Source organism: Pseudomonas sp. S11P7, assembly GCF_023195435.1.
Lineage (GTDB): Bacteria > Pseudomonadota > Gammaproteobacteria > Pseudomonadales > Pseudomonadaceae > Aquipseudomonas > Aquipseudomonas fluorescens_G.
Genome location: NZ_JALPKS020000002.1, coordinates 1560932 through 1577508, shown reverse-complemented (window position 1 = coordinate 1577508; position 16577 = coordinate 1560932). Strand labels below are relative to the sequence as shown.

At 60.8% G+C, this 16577-nt stretch carries 17 protein-coding genes; 8 read left to right on the top strand and 9 right to left on the bottom strand.

The genetic code is table 11. The features are described from left to right. The first annotated feature begins 86 nt into the window (after window positions 1–86). Complete coding sequence (locus M0746_RS07345) at window positions 87–269, top strand: hypothetical protein (protein WP_090284520.1); 183 nt, start codon at window positions 87–89, stop codon at window positions 267–269. On the opposite strand, the gene M0746_RS07340 is transcribed toward M0746_RS07345, so the two are convergent. Then, window positions 266–1327, bottom strand: coding sequence for an AI-2E family transporter (locus tag M0746_RS07340; RefSeq protein WP_258448658.1), 1062 nt, complete (start codon window positions 1325–1327; stop codon window positions 266–268). The two genes, M0746_RS07345 and M0746_RS07340, sit on opposite strands and share 4 nt — an antisense overlap. Window positions 1328–1479: 152 nt before the next feature. On the opposite strand from M0746_RS07340, the gene trhP reads away from it, so the two are divergent. Beyond that, window positions 1480–2811 (top strand): prephenate-dependent tRNA uridine(34) hydroxylase TrhP, encoded by a 1332-nt coding sequence (trhP, locus tag M0746_RS07335; protein WP_258448657.1) that lies wholly within the window; start codon window positions 1480–1482, stop codon window positions 2809–2811. Between the two features lie 80 nt (window positions 2812–2891). Here the strand turns inward: trhP and M0746_RS07330 are convergent, their stop codons facing one another. After that, on the bottom strand, window positions 2892–3122 hold the full coding sequence (locus tag M0746_RS07330) for a hypothetical protein (protein ID WP_258448656.1): 231 nt from the start codon (window positions 3120–3122) through the stop codon (window positions 2892–2894). Window positions 3123–3215: 93 nt separating this feature from the next. Beyond that, window positions 3216–3929 (bottom strand): FadR/GntR family transcriptional regulator, encoded by a 714-nt coding sequence (locus M0746_RS07325; protein ID WP_258448655.1) that lies wholly within the window; start codon window positions 3927–3929, stop codon window positions 3216–3218. A 356-nt stretch (window positions 3930–4285) separates the two neighbouring features. Here M0746_RS07325 and M0746_RS07320 point away from each other — a divergent pair, with 356 nt between their 5' ends. Together M0746_RS07320 and gudD are read left to right on the top strand one after the other, a co-directional pair. After that, complete coding sequence (locus tag M0746_RS07320; RefSeq protein WP_258448654.1) at window positions 4286–5632, top strand: MFS transporter; 1347 nt, start codon at window positions 4286–4288, stop codon at window positions 5630–5632. A 24-nt stretch (window positions 5633–5656) separates the two neighbouring features. Then, window positions 5657–7000: a glucarate dehydratase gene (gudD, locus tag M0746_RS07315; protein ID WP_258448653.1), complete on the top strand. Its 1344-nt coding sequence runs from the start codon at window positions 5657–5659 to the stop codon at window positions 6998–7000. 171 nt (window positions 7001–7171) lie between these two features. On the opposite strand, the gene M0746_RS07310 is transcribed toward gudD, so the two are convergent. Continuing rightward, complete coding sequence (locus M0746_RS07310; RefSeq protein ID WP_208940550.1) at window positions 7172–8044, bottom strand: LysR family transcriptional regulator; 873 nt, start codon at window positions 8042–8044, stop codon at window positions 7172–7174. A gap of 160 nt (window positions 8045–8204) precedes the next feature. On the opposite strand from M0746_RS07310, the gene ampC reads away from it, so the two are divergent. Next, complete coding sequence (gene ampC, locus M0746_RS07305) at window positions 8205–9371, top strand: class C beta-lactamase (protein ID WP_258448652.1); 1167 nt, start codon at window positions 8205–8207, stop codon at window positions 9369–9371. Between the two features lie 133 nt (window positions 9372–9504). On the opposite strand, the gene M0746_RS07300 is transcribed toward ampC, so the two are convergent. Further along, window positions 9505–10065, bottom strand: coding sequence for a DUF4174 domain-containing protein (locus M0746_RS07300; protein ID WP_258448651.1), 561 nt, complete (start codon window positions 10063–10065; stop codon window positions 9505–9507). 213 nt (window positions 10066–10278) lie between these two features. Here M0746_RS07300 and M0746_RS07295 point away from each other — a divergent pair, with 213 nt between their 5' ends. After that, window positions 10279–10743 carry a GNAT family N-acetyltransferase gene (locus M0746_RS07295; protein ID WP_258448650.1) on the top strand — a complete coding sequence of 155 codons (465 nt, stop codon included), beginning with the start codon at window positions 10279–10281 and terminating at the stop codon, window positions 10741–10743. Window positions 10744–10764: 21 nt separating this feature from the next. Here M0746_RS07295 and M0746_RS07290 read toward each other — a convergent pair whose 3' ends face one another. The 4 genes from M0746_RS07290 to M0746_RS07275 all read right to left on the bottom strand — a co-directional run bounded on the left by M0746_RS07290 (window position 10765) and on the right by M0746_RS07275 (window position 14184). After that, window positions 10765–11091 carry a hypothetical protein gene (locus tag M0746_RS07290; protein ID WP_258448649.1) on the bottom strand — a complete coding sequence of 109 codons (327 nt, stop codon included), beginning with the start codon at window positions 11089–11091 and terminating at the stop codon, window positions 10765–10767. Between the two features lie 7 nt (window positions 11092–11098). Further along, window positions 11099–11884, bottom strand: a complete 786-nt coding sequence (locus tag M0746_RS07285) for a sulfite exporter TauE/SafE family protein (RefSeq protein WP_258448648.1) — start codon at window positions 11882–11884, stop codon at window positions 11099–11101. A gap of 143 nt (window positions 11885–12027) precedes the next feature. Further along, a complete protein-coding gene (locus tag M0746_RS07280) occupies window positions 12028–13242 on the bottom strand; it encodes an MFS transporter (RefSeq protein ID WP_258448647.1) in 1215 nt (404 codons plus the stop codon). Between the two features lie 192 nt (window positions 13243–13434). Further along, window positions 13435–14184 (bottom strand): hypothetical protein, encoded by a 750-nt coding sequence (locus M0746_RS07275; protein ID WP_258448646.1) that lies wholly within the window; start codon window positions 14182–14184, stop codon window positions 13435–13437. A 245-nt stretch (window positions 14185–14429) separates the two neighbouring features. Between M0746_RS07275 and M0746_RS07270 the strand changes: the two genes are divergently transcribed. Then, window positions 14430–15578: an aldose epimerase family protein gene (locus M0746_RS07270; protein WP_258448645.1), complete on the top strand. Its 1149-nt coding sequence runs from the start codon at window positions 14430–14432 to the stop codon at window positions 15576–15578. A 152-nt stretch (window positions 15579–15730) separates the two neighbouring features. Next, complete coding sequence (locus M0746_RS07265; protein WP_208940541.1) at window positions 15731–16552, top strand: aldo/keto reductase; 822 nt, start codon at window positions 15731–15733, stop codon at window positions 16550–16552. Window positions 16553–16577 lie beyond the last annotated feature (25 nt).

Sequence of the window (16577 nt, the reverse complement as noted above, 5' to 3'; positions counted from 1 at the left end):
ATCAATGACCACTATCGAAAGCGTTGATTGTCCGTAGCAGCGGCGAATCTCTAAGGTAGCTCCATTGTTGAATGGAGGTACAGGTCATGGCTCAGGTTCAAATCATGTCGGTGGTCGGCAGCGCGGTTCCCGCTTCGCTCAGGGCGTCGGGGTTGCTTGCCTGCTGGTATCTGATGCGCGACGGCGAGGCGATCAGTGGTCCGCTCACCTCGTTACCCGCCGCACAAGCCTTGTCGCAGAAGATTGTCAGCGCGTCGTTCAATGCCTAAGGCAGTTGCACCTTGGGTTTGGTCTCGACGAACAACGCCCAGCTCGACAGGAACAGCGCGGCGATCAACGGGCCGATGACGAAGCCGTTGAGGCCGAACACCGCGAGGCCGCCCAGGGTCGAGATCAGGATCATGTAATCGGGCATTTTCGTGTCCTTGCCCACCAGGATCGGGCGCAGGACGTTGTCGACCAGGCCGATCACGAAAACCCCGAACAAGCCCAGCACCACGCCTTGCCAGATCATGCCGCTGAGCAGGAAGTACACCGCCACCGGCGCCCAGACGATCCCCGCGCCGACCGCTGGCAACAACGACAGAAACGCCATCAGCACCGCCCAGAGCAACGCGCTGGGAATGTCGAGAAACCAGAAAATCGCCCCGCCCAGTGCACCTTGCGTCACCGCCACCAGCACGTTGCCTTTGACGGTCGCACGCACCACCCGGTTGAATTTCAGTTGCAGGCGACGCTTGTGGTTTTCCTCCAGCGGCACGGCAGTGCGCATCTTGCGCGCCAGTTCCGGCCCGTCACGCAGGAAGAAAAACAGCAAGTACAGCATGATGAAAAAACTCACCACGAATTCAAAAGTGCCCTGGCCGAAACTGAACGCCTGAGTCGCCAGCACCTGACTGCCCTGCATGGCGGCCTTGACGATTTTCTCGCGCAGGCTGTCGAGTTCGCCCATGCCGAAACGGTCGAGCAGATGCTGAAAGTACGGCGGCAGGCTGTGCTTGAATTGGGCCAGATAGGCGGCAATGTCCAGCTCACCGCTTTCAATATTCTTGTAAACCGTGGCCCCCTCCTGCACCAGCAAAACGCTGACGATGATCACCGGCAGAATCGCGATGATCAGGCACAGGCTCAACGTACACAGCGACGTCAGGTTGCGCGGCCAGCCGAATTTGATTTGCAGCCTGCGCTGCACCGGCGCAAACAGAATGCCGAGAATCACCGCCCAGAACACCGCGCCATAGAACGGCAGCAGGATCCAGATGAAGGCCACCGTGACCAGCACCAGCAGCACTGTCAGGGATTTGAATTGAAGACTCTTTTCGTTCATGTCCGGTCCATGTCTGTCAGGCGTCACGCACGCCCCGAACCTTAGTCACCCGCGACGTGCGCGAGTGCCCTGTTTATTCGTTGAGCATAGATCCAGATCAATAAACCCTCGCTGCGCCTCGCTTACCCTGCCGCGCTTTTGCGACCGCCATCATGCACTCGACCCTCAGCGCCCCCGAACTGCTCGCCCCCGCCGGCACCCTGAAAAACATGCGTTACGCCTTCGCCTACGGCGCCGATGCGGTGTATGCCGGCCAGCCGCGTTACAGCCTGCGCGTGCGCAACAATGAATTCGATCATGCCAATCTGGCGCTGGGCATCCGCGAGGCGCAGGCGCAGGGCAAGCGCTTCTATGTAGTGGTCAACATCGCCCCGCACAATGCCAAGCTGAAGACTTTCCTCAAGGATCTTGCGCCGGTGATCGAGATGGCGCCGGATGCGCTGATCATGTCCGATCCGGGGCTGATCATGCTGGTGCGCCGGCATTTTGCGCAGATGCCGATTCACTTGTCGGTGCAGGCCAACACGGTGAACTGGGCGAGCGTCGAGTTCTGGCAGCAGCAAGGCGTCAGCCGGGTCATCTTGTCACGGGAATTGTCGCTGGAAGAAATCGGCGAAATCCGCGAGCAAGTGCCCGGCACGGAGCTGGAAGTGTTCGTCCACGGCGCGCTGTGCATGGCCTACTCCGGACGCTGCCTGCTCTCCGGCTACCTGAACAAGCGCGACGCCAATCAGGGCACTTGCACCAATGCCTGTCGCTGGAAGTACTCGGCACAGCAGGCCACGGAAAATCAGCTCGGCGAGATCGTGCAAACCTTCCAGCCCGAGCCGACCCTGGGCCTCGGCGCGCCCACCGATCAGGTGTTTCTGTTGCAGGAAGCCAATCGCCCCGACGAATTGATGCCAGCCTTCGAAGACGAGCATGGCACCTACATCATGAATGCCAAGGACCTGCGCGCCGTGCAGCACGTCGAACGCCTGACGCGCATGGGCGTGCATTCATTGAAGATCGAAGGCCGGACCAAATCGCATTTCTATTGCGCCCGCACCACTCAGGTTTACCGCCGCGCCATTGACGATGCAGTCGCCGGCCGGCCGTTCGACCGCAGCCTGATGAGTGACCTCGAATCACTGGCCCAGCGCGGTTACACCGAAGGTTTTCTGCGCCGGCATGTGCATGATGAATATCAGAACTATCAGCACGGCAGTTCGGTTTCGGAACGTCAGCAGTTCGTCGGCGAACTGACCGGTGAACGGCGTGAACGGCTGGCCGAGGTCAAGGTGAAGAACCGTTTTGCCGTGGGCGATCATCTGGAACTGATGACGCCCAAGGGCAACTTTCATTTTGACCTGCACGAACTGCAGAACCTCAACGGCGAAGGCATCAATGTAGCGCCGGGAGATGGGCACACGGTTTATCTGCCGATACCGGACGCGGTGGATCTGCGCTTCGGCTTGTTGATGCGCGATATCCATACGACCTGAGATCCCCGAGCAAACCCGATTCCCTGTGGGAGCGAGCCTGCTCGCGAAGCGGCCAGCCAATCCACCATCAACCTCAAGGCTCAGCGCCGATCATCCGACAACGGCGTCGGCTCATCCGCCGGCGGCACATTTTCCTCAGCGGCAGGGTCTTTCCAGTCTTCCGGCCGGTCAGCATCGCTCAAGGGATCGCGCCCCGGGTCCATGCCCGGCGGCGCGTCGTGATCGCTCAGGGTCGGCTCGTCGGTGCCGGGAACGCGGTGGGTCTGGTCGGTGGGCGCAATGCCGCCCGGAAACAGCGAATCGTCAGCCATGGTGCACCTCACAAAAACAGCGCCGGAACGTCCGGGCGTATTGTTTGGAGGCCCTTAATATGGGCGGCGTGCTACGCAGCAGACCAGCGGCATTTAACCCTGCGCGGAAAAGCGATCACGGCTGTTGGTCAGGTGCAGCCACATCGCCGCCCGCGCCGCTTCCGGGTCCTGACGCTTGATCGCGTTCAAAATCGCTTCATGCTCCAGATTGGCCAGTTGCCCGAGCTTGCTCAGATCCGCCGCGCCCCGTTCGGCCGCGTTGAGGCGGGTACGCGGAATCATCGCGCTGCCCAGGTGCTGCATGATCTCGCTGAAGCAGACATTGCCGGTGGCCTCGGCGATCAACAGGTGGAAGCGCCGATCCGCCTCGACACAACTGTCGTTGTTGTCCAGCAGCCGCTGATAGTCATCCAGCGCCTGACGCATCTGCAGCAGTTGCGGCTCGCTGCGCCGTTGTGCCGCCAGTGCGGCCGCCTGGGTTTCCAGACCGAGGCGCAGTTCGAGCATGCTGCGCACGCCCAGCGCCGTGTCGACATTCAAACGCAAGCCCTGCTCCGGCGCGCGTTCGATGACGAACGTGCCGATGCCGTGGCGGGTTTCCACCAGCCCCGACGCCTGCAATTTGGAAATCGCCTCACGCACCACCGTGCGGCTGACGCCGTGCTCCTGAACGATGGAATTCTCCGACGGCAACTTGTCACCCGGCGTCATCTGGCCGAGCAGAATGCTCTGGGTAAGCTTTTCCACCAGATCGTGTGCGAGGTTGTGGGCACGTTTGCGGGCGGGGGCGTCGAAGTCTTCTTGCATGATCGGGTCCGGTGATCGGGGCTTGCCGATCGTAGCACCGCGCGTGGCGTTGGCGGGACTGATTTTGCCCCTCTAATGCTACCAACTTGTATGACAACAGCAAAAAAACATCCGGAATATTCATCAAGCCTTCCGTCACCCAGCCGCGCTTTGAAAAGGCTAACAACGATGTACCCGCCGCGCAAAGACCAATAAATTCGGCTTAAACGGAGCAAAAAGCATAAAAACCACCTTACCAAGACGAAATTAATCACCCCACCCCACTTGTAGGACAAAAATTTTCAGTTGTATGATGTCTATCAACAACGCAGCACCCAAACCTACCCGCATAAAAATAATCAGTGGGAGAAAACCAAGTGAAAACCTCCGTCTCGGGGATGCACGAGGGTGTCGAGCCGACGCTCGCCTCGGCCATCTCGAAAGTCAAACGCCACGTCCTGCCGCTCTTCGTGATCATGTTCATCGTCAATTACATTGACCGGGTGAACATCGGTTTCGTCCGCACCCACATGGAACACGACCTCGGTATCGGTGCAGCCGCCTACGGCTTCGGCGCCGGGCTGTTCTTCATCGGTTACGCACTATTCGAAGTCCCTTCCAACATGCTCTTGCAGAAAGTCGGCGCGCGTATCTGGCTGACCCGCATCATGTTCACCTGGGGCCTGGTCGCCGCCGGCATGGCGTTCATCCAGAACGAAACCCACTTCTATATCCTGCGATTCCTGCTGGGTGTGGCAGAGGCCGGTTTCTTCCCCGGCGTGATCTATTACTTCACCCGCTGGCTGCCCGGCGCCGAGCGCGGCAAGGCGATTGCGATTTTCCTCAGTGGCTCGGCCGTGGCGTCGTTGATCTCCGGGCCGCTGTCCGGCCTGCTCCTGCAAATCAACGGCTTGGGCATGCACGGCTGGCAGTGGATGTATTTCATCGAAGGGATGTTCTCGGTGTGCCTGTGCGTGTTCGTCTGGTTCTGGCTCGACGCCAAGCCCCACGATGCGAAATGGCTGACCCGCGCCGAACAGGACGCCCTGGTCACGGCCATCGACGACGAACAAAAGGCCCGCGAAGCGGCGACCCCGATTCGACCGTCGCTGGGCAAATTGCTCAAGGACCGGCAGATCATTCTGTTCTGCCTGATCTACTTCTTCATTCAGTTGACCATCTACGCGGCGACGTTCTGGCTGCCGAGCATCATCAAGAAAATGGGTGAGCTGAGCGACGTGCAGGTCGGCCTGTTCAACTCGATTCCGTGGCTGCTGTCGATTGTCGGCATGTATGCGTTCGCCTCGCTTTCGGCGAAGTGGAAACACCAGCAGGCGTGGGTCGCCACGGCGCTGTTGATCGCTGCGGCAGGGATGTTCATGTCCACCACTGGCGGGCCGATTTTCGCTTTCGTGGCGATCTGCTTTGCGGCGCTGGGGTTCAAGTCGGCGTCGTCGCTGTTCTGGCCGATTCCGCAGGCTTATCTGGATGCCCGAATTGCTGCGGCAGTGATCGCGCTGATCAACTCGGTAGGCAACCTCGGCGGCTTCGTTGCGCCGACCACCTTCGGCTTGCTCGAAGAACACACCGGCTCGATTCAGGGCGGCCTCTATGGTCTGGCCGCGACCTCGATCATCGCTGCGATCATCGTCTTCGCCGCCCGCACCACACCAAAACCTGTTGCTGAAAACGCCGTGGCCGACGCCACGCCGAAACACGCCTGAATTCGTCTGCAAAGGAAAACCACAATGAGCGTACACGACACCGCCAAAGCCCCGATCATCACCGACATGCAGGTCATTCCAGTGGCCGGTCACGACGGCATGCTGCTGAATCTGAGCGGCGCCCACGGGCCGTTTTTCACCCGCAACATCGTCATCCTCAAAGACAACGCCGGCCACACCGGCGTCGGTGAAGTGCCCGGTGGCGAGCGCATTCGCCAGACCCTGGAAGATGCGCGCAATCTGGTGGTCGGCAGCCCGATCGGCACGTATCAGAAGATCCTCAACCAGGTGCGCAAGACCTTCGCCGACCGCGATGCCGGCGGCCGTGGCCTGCAGACGTTCGATCTGCGCATCACCATCCACGCTGTCACCGGCCTCGAAGCCGCCCTGCTCGACCTGCTCGGTCAGCACCTCGACGTGCCAGTGGCAGCGCTGCTCGGCGAAGGCCAGCAACGTGACGAAGTGAAGATGCTTGGCTATCTGTTTTACGTCGGCGATCAACGCGAAACCGACCTCGCCTATCGCAGCGAACCGGAGGCCGACAACGACTGGTTCCGCGTTCGTCACGAAAAAGCCATGACCGCTGAAGCCGTGGTCCGTCTGGCCGAAGCGGCGCATGCCACGTACGGTTTCAAGGACTTCAAGCTCAAGGGCGGCGTGCTCAGCGGCGATGCTGAAATCGAAGCGGTCACCGCCCTCGCCGAGCGCTTTCCCGATGCACGCATCACGCTTGATCCGAACGGTGCATGGTCGCTGAAAGAAGCGATCCGCCTGTGCCGCGATCAGCACTACGTTCTGGCCTACGCCGAAGACCCGTGCGGTGCGGAGAACGGTTATTCCGGGCGTGAAGTGATGGCCGAATTCCGTCGTGCCACTGGCCTGAAAACCGCGACCAACATGATCGCCACCGACTGGCGCGAAATGGGCCACGCGATTCAGCTGCAGTCAGTAGACATTCCGTTGGCCGATCCGCATTTCTGGACCATGCAGGGTTCGGTGCGCGTCGCCCAGATGTGCCACGAATGGGGCCTGACCTGGGGCTCGCATTCCAACAATCACTTTGATATTTCGCTGGCGATGTTCACCCACGTCGCCGCTGCCGCACCGGGCGACATTACCGCGATCGACACCCACTGGATCTGGCAGGACGGCCAGCGCCTGACCAAGGCGCCGCTGCAAATCGTCGACGGCTGCGTGCAAGTGCCGCAAAAACCGGGGCTGGGGGTCGAGCTGGACATGGATCAGGTGGCCAAGGCCCACGAACTCTACAAAGGCATGGGCCTCGGCGCGCGGGATGACAGCGTGGCGATGCAGTTTTTGATTCCGGGCTGGAAGTTCGATAACAAGCGGCCGTGTCTGGTGCGTTGAACGGAAAACCTGCGTTGAACAAGATTTTTTGCTTTGACAGATGAACCTGTGGGAGCTGGCTTGCCAGCGATTGCGGTGGGCCTGCCAGCATCAATGTGGGCCTGCCAGCATCAATGTTGGCCATGCCGGCCCCTTCGCTGGCAAGCCAGCTCCCACAGGGAATGATGTGAGTCAGGCAGAAATGTGTAACAGCCAGTTTTTGAACGCCATCATCGCCGCCGACTCGGGGCGCGACTGCAACCGCGTCAACCAATAGCTGCCGGTGGTGATCTCGACCGCAAACGGCTGGCAAATCACCTCTGCCGCCAGTTGCCGAGCGAACATCAGGGGCGGCGCCAACGCCACGCCACCTCCCTGAATGGCTGCCTCCATCATCGCCAATGACGAATCGAACATGATGCTTTGCGGCGGCGCGGCATGAGTTGCCAAGCCGGCTGCCTGAAACCACTGCGGCCACTCATCGGTGCGATAGGAACGCAGCAAGGTCTGCTGCAACAGGTCCGCTGGTGCATGCAATTGTCGAGCGATCTCCGGCACGCACAGTACCGACAGCGGCGCCTCGAGCAAACGCGTCGCCTCGATGCCATGCCACGCCCCCGCTCCGAAGCGAATCGCGTAATCCAGCCCTTCCGCCGCGACGTCCACGCGGTTGTTGTTGGTCGACAGCCGTAAATCTATGAGCGGATGTTTCGCCCGGAAGTCCGCCAGCCTCGGCAACAGCCAGCCCACCGCGAACGTGCCGACCGCGCCGACGGTCAACGTTTCGCGATACTGCCCACCGGCGAGGCGTTCGAGGATCTGTGCGATGTGATCGAAGGACGTGTTCAGCACCGGCAACAGGGTTTCACCTTCGCTGGTCAGCATCAGCCCGCGGGGCAGGCGTTTGAACAGGCTGACGCCAAGCTGCGCCTCAAGGCTTTTGACCTGATGGCTGACCGCGGCTTGCGTCACGCACAATTCCACGGCGGCGCGAGTGAAGCTCAAATGGCGCGCCGAGGCTTCAAAGGCGCGCAGTGCGTTCAGCGGCAATTGCGGTCGAATCATGCCCTACCCCAAATTTTTCTAATGGCTCGTGCGAGTTTTCATCGTTTGTCGTCGGCTGCCGAGCTGACTAGATTGGCGGCGCTGATCACCGACCTCACGAGAAAATCGTCCGCAGTGTAGCGGGATAACAACATCAACACTCATGGAGAGTGGTTCATTCATGTCATCCATCACTTCAAGCAAAGCCTTTTCCTGCGCAGCGTTCAGCCTGTTTTTCGGCTCTACGGCCTGCCTCGCCGCCGTACCTGACGATGCGCAGCTGCAAGCGCTGGTCAATGCAACGGTGACGCCGATCATGCAGCAGCAGAACATCGCCGGCCTCACCGTAGCGCTGACCGTCAATGGCAAGCCGCATTACTTTAACTACGGCGTCACCGCCAAAGACACCGGGCAAAAAGTCAGCGAGAACACCCTGTTCGAAATCGGTTCGATCAGCAAAACCTTCACCGCCACCCTCGCAGGTTTCGCCCAAGCCACCGGCAAGCTGGACCTGTCGACCAAGGCCAGCACACTCTGGCCTGAACTGCACGGCAGCGCCTTCGACAACATCAGCGTGTTGCAACTGGGCACTTACAGCGCCGGCGGCTTGCCGCTGCAGTTCCCGGCCGATGCGGATTCGCCTGAGACCATGCTCGGCTACTTCCAGCAGTGGAAACCGACCTGGCCGGCCGGCAGCCACCGCCAGTATTCCAATCCGAGCCTCGGCCTGTTCGGCTACCTGGCGGCAAAAAGCCTCGGCCAGCCGTTCGATCAAGCGATGACGCAAACCCTGCTGCCGATACTCGGTTTACAGCACACCTGGCTCAGCGTTCCCGCCGAACAAATGAGCCTGTACGCGCAAGGCTATGACAAGGACGACAAACCCGTGCGCGTCCGCCCCGGCGCCCTCGACCTGCAAGCCTACGCGGTGAAAACCAGTGCCGTGGACCTGCTGCGTTACGTGCAGGCCAATCTCAAACCTGAAACCCTGGCGTCCCCCCTGCCCCAAACCATCGCCAACACCCACACCGGTTACTACCGCGTCGGTGATATGACCCAGGGCCTGGGCTGGGAAATGTACCCCTACCCGATCAGCCTCGAACGCCTGCTCGCCGGCAACTCCACGGAAATGGCCATGCAGGCGCACAAGGTGCAATGGCTGAACCCACCGCAGCCACAACCCGAGAACGTACTGATCAACAAGACAGGTTCTACCGCAGGTTTTGGCGCGTACGTGGCGTTTGTACCGAGCAAAGACGTGGGCATTGCGATCATGGCCAACAAGAACTTTCCGATCGCGGAGCGGGTGAAGATTGCGCACAGGATTTTGAGTGCTGTGGCTGATTGAGCAGGAAAAAATCGTGGGAGCGAGCCTGCTCGCGAATCCCGGTGTGTCAGCCACCGATCAGGTGACTGACAGACCGCAATCGCGAGCAGGCTCGCTCCCACAGGGGATAGGGTTTATTCAGTTGAGTGCGTGATTAATCATCCGGCATTTCCGGCGGCTTGCTCGGTTTCGCCGGCTTGCTCGGCTTGGCGCCTTTCGCGCCTTTGGCAGGCTCCGGTTCGGCAGCGGCCGGGGCGGCCTGAGCGGCGGCTTCCTTTTCGGCCATCGGCATGGCGTCGATGGTTTCGAAAATTTTCGCCAGGCTCAAAGCCTTGGCTTCGTCACCCGAGGCGGAGAGTTTGGTCTCGCCGTCCTTGCCCACCAGAAACACTTTCGGATATGCCCCGGCGCCCAGTTTGAGCGAGCGCAGCAGCGCCATGGTGTCCTGTTGGCCCATGTCCTTGCCGTCGAGTTGGCCAGACATGTTGAGGATGGTGTAGACCTTGATGTTGCGGTCGGTGACGCCCTTTTTGTTGGCCGGGTCCTCCAGCGACTTTTTCAGGCTGACCCACACCGGGTCGACGGTGCTTTGTGCGATGACGACCAGCGGTCGGGCCCGGCCAACATCGCCGGCCAGCGGCGAATCGCTGTCGGCGGCGAACAAGGGACCGGCCATCGCCAGCAAGAATGTCAGGGTCAGTGACCTGATGAGCATGCGCATCTCCTTTTGATATCCACGCTCTACTGATTGCGCATCGCGGCGATTGTTCCGGTGCAGTCGGGCAAATATGTTTCGCCTTTCCCGAAGCTTAGGACAGACACGACATTGCGCAACCGTGAAGAGCGGCATGATCACCGCACGGATTTGCTTACCTGCTGTGGGCGCATTAGGGTGGCTGTTTTCGCTGATGAAATGGAGTTCACACGCATGCACATCGATTACTTATGCGATCACCCCGAATTGATTGAAGAACTGGCGACACTCAACTTCAACGAATGGGGCGAGTTTCGTCCGGGGCAAACCGTCGAGGACCGCATCGAACACATGCGCGAGTCGTGCGGCAAGGGCACCATCCCCAGCGTTGTGGTGGCGCTTGAAGGCTCGCGACTGCTCGGCGGCGCACTGCTGATCGAAAGCGATCTGAAGCTACGCCCGGAACTGACGCCTTGGTTGGCAGGGGTTTACGTAAAGACTGAAGAGCGTGGACGCGGTGTCGCCTCGCAACTGGTCAACCGGGTGGTTGAAGAAGCGACCGCGCTAGGCGTGCCGCAATTGTATCTATACACCGATGCCTCGCAGTCGCTGTACGCGCGACTGGGCTGGGAGGTGGTTGGAGATCTGGAGTACGAAAACCTGCCGGTGACGGTAATGAAGTTCGTCATACAGCACTGACTGTGCCGAGGCGATTGAGCCTCACTCCAGCGCTGAATCAAGCGCTGAGAGCAACTGCGCAGGATCCACCGCCCGGCTGCCGAGCTTGAGTGCACCGCTGACCAGTTCAACACTCAGCGTGACAGAAGCCCGGTCGCCGGGGTACTTGCGCAACAGCAGATCGATGCCATTGGCCGTCTCGTTAGCGGTTCCGATCAAATCCCACAGGCTGCCCGTCAGATCCAGCAGCACTTGCTCGCGCTGCCGATCGACCATGAGCGGCGCGTACAGCCAATGGCTCATGCGCATCTCACGCGGCTCAACGGTGATGACGAGGCGACCCTCGCAATGGACGGTGGTTTCAGTCATGGCTTGATCAAAACGCCAACTTGTACCCGATCAGCACCAGCATCGTCGCCAGGCATGGGCGCAGGACTTCGTCGGAGATGCGTCCGGTCAGGTGGCTGCCGAGCCAGATGCCGGGCAGCGAGCCGACCAGCAGAAAGCCGAGGACGCCCCAGTCCATGTTGCCCATGCTCGCGTGGCCGAGGCCGGCGACCAGGGTCAGGGGGACGGCGTGGGCGATTTCGGTGCCGACCAGGCGGCGGGTCGGCAGCAACGGGTAGAGGATGAACAAGGCGACCGTGCCGAGGGCGCCGGCGCCGATCGAGGTCAGGGCGACCATGGTGCCGAGGATCAGGCCGGTGATCACCGTCATCACATTGAGGCGCGTACCGCTGGGGTTGTAGTTGCCGCCGGCGCGTTTGTGGGCGAACTCGAGCAGACGCTTTTTAAAGAAGATCGCCAGCGCGGTGGCGAACAGCACGAAGCCCAGCGCCTGTTTGATGATCGCGTTCATCGCCTCGGGCGCGGTGTGCAGGGTACTGAGAAACCACAGGGTCATGGCCACCGCCGGCACGCTGCCGAGGGTCAGCCAGCCGGTGATGGCCCAGTCGATGTTCTTGTTTTTCCTGTGGACGAGGACCCCGCTGGATTTGGTAATGGCGGCGTACAGCAGGTCGGTGCCCACTGCGGTTGCCGGGTTGATGCCGAACCACAGCAGAATCGGCGTCATCAACGAACCACCGCCGACACCGGTCATGCCGACGATAAAACCCACCACCAGCCCGGCAATCACCAGGCCGAAATTTGCCAATTCCATTAAACCGTCCAGAAAAACGACAGGAAAAATCTGGCCCGCAGCATAGCGATTTTTCTTATAACCACATATATCGATGCGGTCTATCGTTATGCCATATCGAATCCACCGCCGATTTCCCTCTGTGGGAGCGGCGTTTTCCAAGATCAATGCAGCCGCCGCCCCGCCTTGAAGCTGTGGTTTCTGTTGCACCACACCGTGGCCAGGGCGATCAGCGACAGGATCAGCAGCGCCCACGGAAACGACATCGCCCCGGCCCGGTCCAGCAACACGCCGCCAAACAGACCACCGCCGGCAATCGCGACGTTCCATGAGGTGGTGAGCATCGCCTGCACCACGTCGACGTGGTCGCCCGCCGAGTCCGCTGCCGAGGTCAGCAACAACGTCGCCGAACCGCCGAACGACAGCCCCCACACCGCCATGCAGGCGTAAACAACCAGCGGTGATGGAGCGGCCAGCGCCAGCACCAGCGCCGTCACAGCGAACAGCGCGAGGCTGATCAGGGTCAGCTTGCGCAACCAGCGATCGACCAGCAGGCCGATGATCCAGATGCCCACCAGCGAGCACAGACCAAACACCAACAGCACCAGATCGACCCGGTCCGCCAGACCGGCCTGAGCCAGGAACGGCGCGATGTAGGTATACAGAATGTTGTGCCCGAGCATCCACGTCAGCACTACGAACAGCACCGGCCGCACACCCGGCAAGCGCAGCGATTCGAGCAAGGGCAGGCGTTCATCGCTGGCCTGGCCCGGACGATCCGGCACGGCGATGACGATCCACGCGGCCAACACCAGCGCCAGCGCCGACATGATCCCGAACGAGGCGCGCCAGCCGATCAGATTGCCCAGCCAGGTCCCGGCCGGCGTGCCCAGCGACAGCGCCACCGGGGTGCCGAGCATGGCAATCGCCAGCGCCCGCCCCTGCTGATGCACCGGCACGATACCGCGCGCGTAGCCGGCCATGATTCCCCATGACAATCCTGCCGCCATCCCGGCAAGGAAACGCGACGCCAGCGTCAGGCCGTAGTGAGTGGAAAACGTGGTCACCGTGTTGAACAACAGAAAACCGCCGACCGTCATCAGCAACACCCGCCGCCGTGGCCAGCCGCGCGTGGCCACGGTGAGCGGAATCGCTGCGACGATCGAACCCAGCGCGTACAGCGTGACGAGTTGCCCGGCGAGCACTTCGCTGACGTTGAGGCCGGCGCCGATTTGCGGCAGCAGTCCGGCCGGCAGGGTTTCGGTGAGGATGGCGATGAAACCGGTCATGGCGAATGCCAGTAACGCGGCGATGGGCAGTTTGTCGGCGCGGACGCTGGGGTCGACGCGGCTGAAATCGGCGCTCGCGGGGTCGGTCATGACGGATGCAGCTCCATTTGGATCAATCGAGGCGAGCGATTGTATACAAATTTTATTGCCGCGCCGCCATCCCTGTGGGAGCTGGCTTGCCAGCGATGGCGGTGGATCAGGCACTAAACATATTGACTGACCCGGCCCCATCGCTGGCAAGCCAGCTCCCACAGGGTTTGATGTGTAGGCTCATCACCGCGCTCACTGCACCGGCAAGAAATTCAAAAACAGCAAACTCTGCGCGTAATTCAAACCGATCCTGCGATAGCGCTCGTCGAGCATCTGCGTCAGCAGATCCAGACGCGCCACAATCTTGCTGAACTCGGTGGCGAAGCTCAGGTTGGTGCCCTCTTCCGAGATCTCATTGGAAAACAGCAGCGGCTGACCTTCCTTGTTCTGGCGCTGGGACAAAATCCACGTGGCTTTTTCGATATTGCGTGCAGCGTTGTGAACGAAGGTCGGGTTGATCGCGTCAGTCATGTAGAACTCGGTGCGATTGCCGTGCGCGGTGACCAGCATGCTGCCGATCGCATAGATGAACGCGCCGACGCGGTCGCCGAGAAATTCCGGGCTCATTGCGTAGCTCAGCGCGGCGAGGTCCTTGCGCCCGCCGAGCACCGGCAGCGGCTGTTGCTGCTCGACGGCCAGGCGCACTTGTTTCACCGCGGTATTGATGTTGAGAAAACCCGATTTGCGCAGCTCTTCAGGGTTGCGCAAGTACAGCTTGCCCATCAGGCGATAGAGGCTGTTGAGGTTGTCGCGCATGGCCAGCGTGGCCATGCGGTCGACGCTGGTCTGCAGAAATTCCTGCGGTTGACCCTCACGCATCTGGGTGATGAAGCCGTTGCCGTTCTGGTGGCTGCAACCGCTGAACAGCAGCGACGACAGGCAAGCCAACAGCAGGCAGGGCCGACGAAACAGAGAGACGATCAGGTTAAAAGCGCTCGGCATGAATTCTCGAACTGGCACATTCCGGTGCGACGGGAGTCACCGCATCCTGGCCATGGATAGAGCCGCCGATTGCGAAAAAGTGCAGTGCCCGGCGCGTGAACCGACCTTCGGCCAATCACACATCGCCAATTAGTCGGACTTTATATTTGCATTCACCATGATGTCGGCTATAAATCCTCTGTTAATTTTCCAATAGCATGACTAATTGCAGATTTCGAAAACAACAACAAAAAGGAAGGTCAACCATGCTTCAATCCCGTCACCTGCTTTCCGGCCTCGGACTGTCCCTGATGATCACTACCCTCTCTGCCAACGCGGCGGGCCTGACCGCCGAACACAAAGCCTTCGGCAAAACCAACGACGGCACCCCCGTCGAGCAATACATCCTGCGCAACAGCCACGGCATGCAAGCCACGGTCATCACGTACGGCGCGACCCTGCAATCGCTGAAAGTCGCCGACAAGCACGGCAAGTTCGACGACGTGGTGCTCGGTTTTGACGATGTGCAGGGCTACCAGAAAGGCACCGCGTATTTCGGCGCGACCATCGGCCGCTTCGGCAATCGCCTGGCCGACGGCGCTTTCGAACTGGACGGCAAGCGCTATCAAGTGCCGCAGAACGACAAGACCAACGCGCTGCATGGCGGCACCCAGGGTTTCGACAAGAGAGTCTGGAAAGCCGAGGAAACCAAGGACAAGGATTCGGTCGGCGTGACCCTGACCTATCTGTCGGCAGATGGTGAAATGGGTTTCCCCGGCAACCTCACCACCGAAGTGACCTACCGTCTGACCGATGCCAACGAGCTGCGCATCGATTACAAGGCGACCACCGATAAACCGACGGTGCTGAACCTGACCAACCACAGTTACTTCAACCTCGCCGGCGCCGGCAATGGCGACATTCTCAAACAGGTCGCTACGCTCAACGCCAGCCATTACACCCCGGTCACCGCCAAGCTGATTCCGACCGGCGAACTGGCGCCCGTTGCGGGCACGCCGATGGACTTCACCAAGCCGACGCCCATCGGCACGCACATCAAGGCTGACCATCCGCAACTGAAATTCGCCGAGCCGAAACAGGGTGGCTTCGACTTCAACTGGGCGCTGGACACCAAGGGTGATATCAGCAAAGTCGCCACCGAAGTCAGCGATCCGCAATCGGGCCGGCATCTGCAGCTGTTCACCAGCGAGCCGGGTGTGCAGTTCTACACCAGCAACTTCCTCGACGGCACGGTCAAGGGCAAGGGCGGCAAGGTGTATCCGCACTGGGGCGCGTTCACCCTCGAGACCCAGCACTACCCGGACTCGCCGAATCAACCGAACTTCCCGAGTACCCGCCTCGACCCGGGGCAGACTTATACCCAGAGCGTCGTGCTGAAGTTTTCCGCTAAATAACACCTCCCCAGATCGTTCCCACGCTCCCGCGTGGGAATGCAGCCGGGGACGCTCTGCGTCCCTTCTCGAGCCGGAACGCAGAGCGTGGGAACGATCTGGACTATCCTGCTGCCCCATTAAAGGAATCGACACACTCACATAAGGAGGTTTGCATGCGTACCCTCGAGTTGGCCGGCGTGCAGGTGCCGGTGATTGGCCAGGGCACCTGGCGCATGGGCGAGGACCGCTCGGCGCACAAGCGTGAAGTGACGGCGTTGCGCAGCGGCATCGAGCTGGGCATGACGCTGATCGACACCGCCGAAATGTACGCCGAGGGCGGTGCGGAAACGGTGGTTGGCGAGGCCATCACCGGTCTTCGCGATCAGGTGTTTCTGGTCAGCAAGGTCTACCCGCACAACGCCAGCCATAAAGGCATCCCGCAGGCCTGCGAGCGCAGCCTGCGCCGGCTCGACACCGATTACATCGACCTCTATCTGCTGCATTGGCGCGGCCAGTATCCGCTGGAAGAAACCGTCGAAGCGTTCGAACGCCTGCGCGAGGACGGCAAGATCGGCCGGTGGGGCGTGTCGAATTTCGACGTCGACGACCTCGAAGAACTCTCCAGTTCGCAATGCGCGACCAATCAGGTGCTCTACAACCTCGAAGAGCGCGGTATCGAATTCGATCTGTTGCCGTGGTGCCAGCACCAGCGCATGCCGCTGATGGCCTACTGTCCGATCGGCCAGGGCGGTGCCATGCTCGCCGAGCCGGTGCTCAAAGACATTGCCGCTCGTCACGGGGTCACCCCGGCACAGGTTTCGCTGGCGTGGATTCTGCGTCAGGATGGCCTGATTGCGATTCCCAAGGCTGTGCGCCCGGAGCACGTGCAACTCAATGCCCAAGCCGCGCAGCTGCAACTGGAGGCCGGGGATCTGGCGGCGCTGGACCAGGTGTTCCAGGCGCCACAACGCAAGCAGCGGCTGGCCATGGTCTGAGCCGCTGCGACTGGCGAGGGCTTCG

Coding starts and splice junctions, on each gene's coding strand:
- trhP (WP_258448657.1), top strand. CDS start 1,480: ATGCACTCGACCCTCAGCGCCCCCGAACTGCTCGCCCCCGCCGGCACC.
- M0746_RS07345 (WP_090284520.1), top strand. CDS start 87: ATGGCTCAGGTTCAAATCATGTCGGTGGTCGGCAGCGCGGTTCCCGCT.
- M0746_RS07275 (WP_258448646.1), bottom strand. CDS start 14,184: ATGCCGAGCGCTTTTAACCTGATCGTCTCTCTGTTTCGTCGGCCCTGC.
- gudD (WP_258448653.1), top strand. CDS start 5,657: ATGAGCGTACACGACACCGCCAAAGCCCCGATCATCACCGACATGCAG.
- M0746_RS07265 (WP_208940541.1), top strand. CDS start 15,731: ATGCGTACCCTCGAGTTGGCCGGCGTGCAGGTGCCGGTGATTGGCCAG.
- M0746_RS07325 (WP_258448655.1), bottom strand. CDS start 3,929: ATGCAAGAAGACTTCGACGCCCCCGCCCGCAAACGTGCCCACAACCTC.
- M0746_RS07300 (WP_258448651.1), bottom strand. CDS start 10,065: ATGCTCATCAGGTCACTGACCCTGACATTCTTGCTGGCGATGGCCGGT.
- M0746_RS07270 (WP_258448645.1), top strand. CDS start 14,430: ATGCTTCAATCCCGTCACCTGCTTTCCGGCCTCGGACTGTCCCTGATG.
- M0746_RS07280 (WP_258448647.1), bottom strand. CDS start 13,242: ATGACCGACCCCGCGAGCGCCGATTTCAGCCGCGTCGACCCCAGCGTC.
- M0746_RS07310 (WP_208940550.1), bottom strand. CDS start 8,044: ATGATTCGACCGCAATTGCCGCTGAACGCACTGCGCGCCTTTGAAGCC.
- M0746_RS07330 (WP_258448656.1), bottom strand. CDS start 3,122: ATGGCTGACGATTCGCTGTTTCCGGGCGGCATTGCGCCCACCGACCAG.
- M0746_RS07295 (WP_258448650.1), top strand. CDS start 10,279: ATGCACATCGATTACTTATGCGATCACCCCGAATTGATTGAAGAACTG.
- M0746_RS07285 (WP_258448648.1), bottom strand. CDS start 11,884: ATGGAATTGGCAAATTTCGGCCTGGTGATTGCCGGGCTGGTGGTGGGT.
- ampC (WP_258448652.1), top strand. CDS start 8,205: ATGTCATCCATCACTTCAAGCAAAGCCTTTTCCTGCGCAGCGTTCAGC.
- M0746_RS07290 (WP_258448649.1), bottom strand. CDS start 11,091: ATGACTGAAACCACCGTCCATTGCGAGGGTCGCCTCGTCATCACCGTT.
- M0746_RS07340 (WP_258448658.1), bottom strand. CDS start 1,327: ATGAACGAAAAGAGTCTTCAATTCAAATCCCTGACAGTGCTGCTGGTG.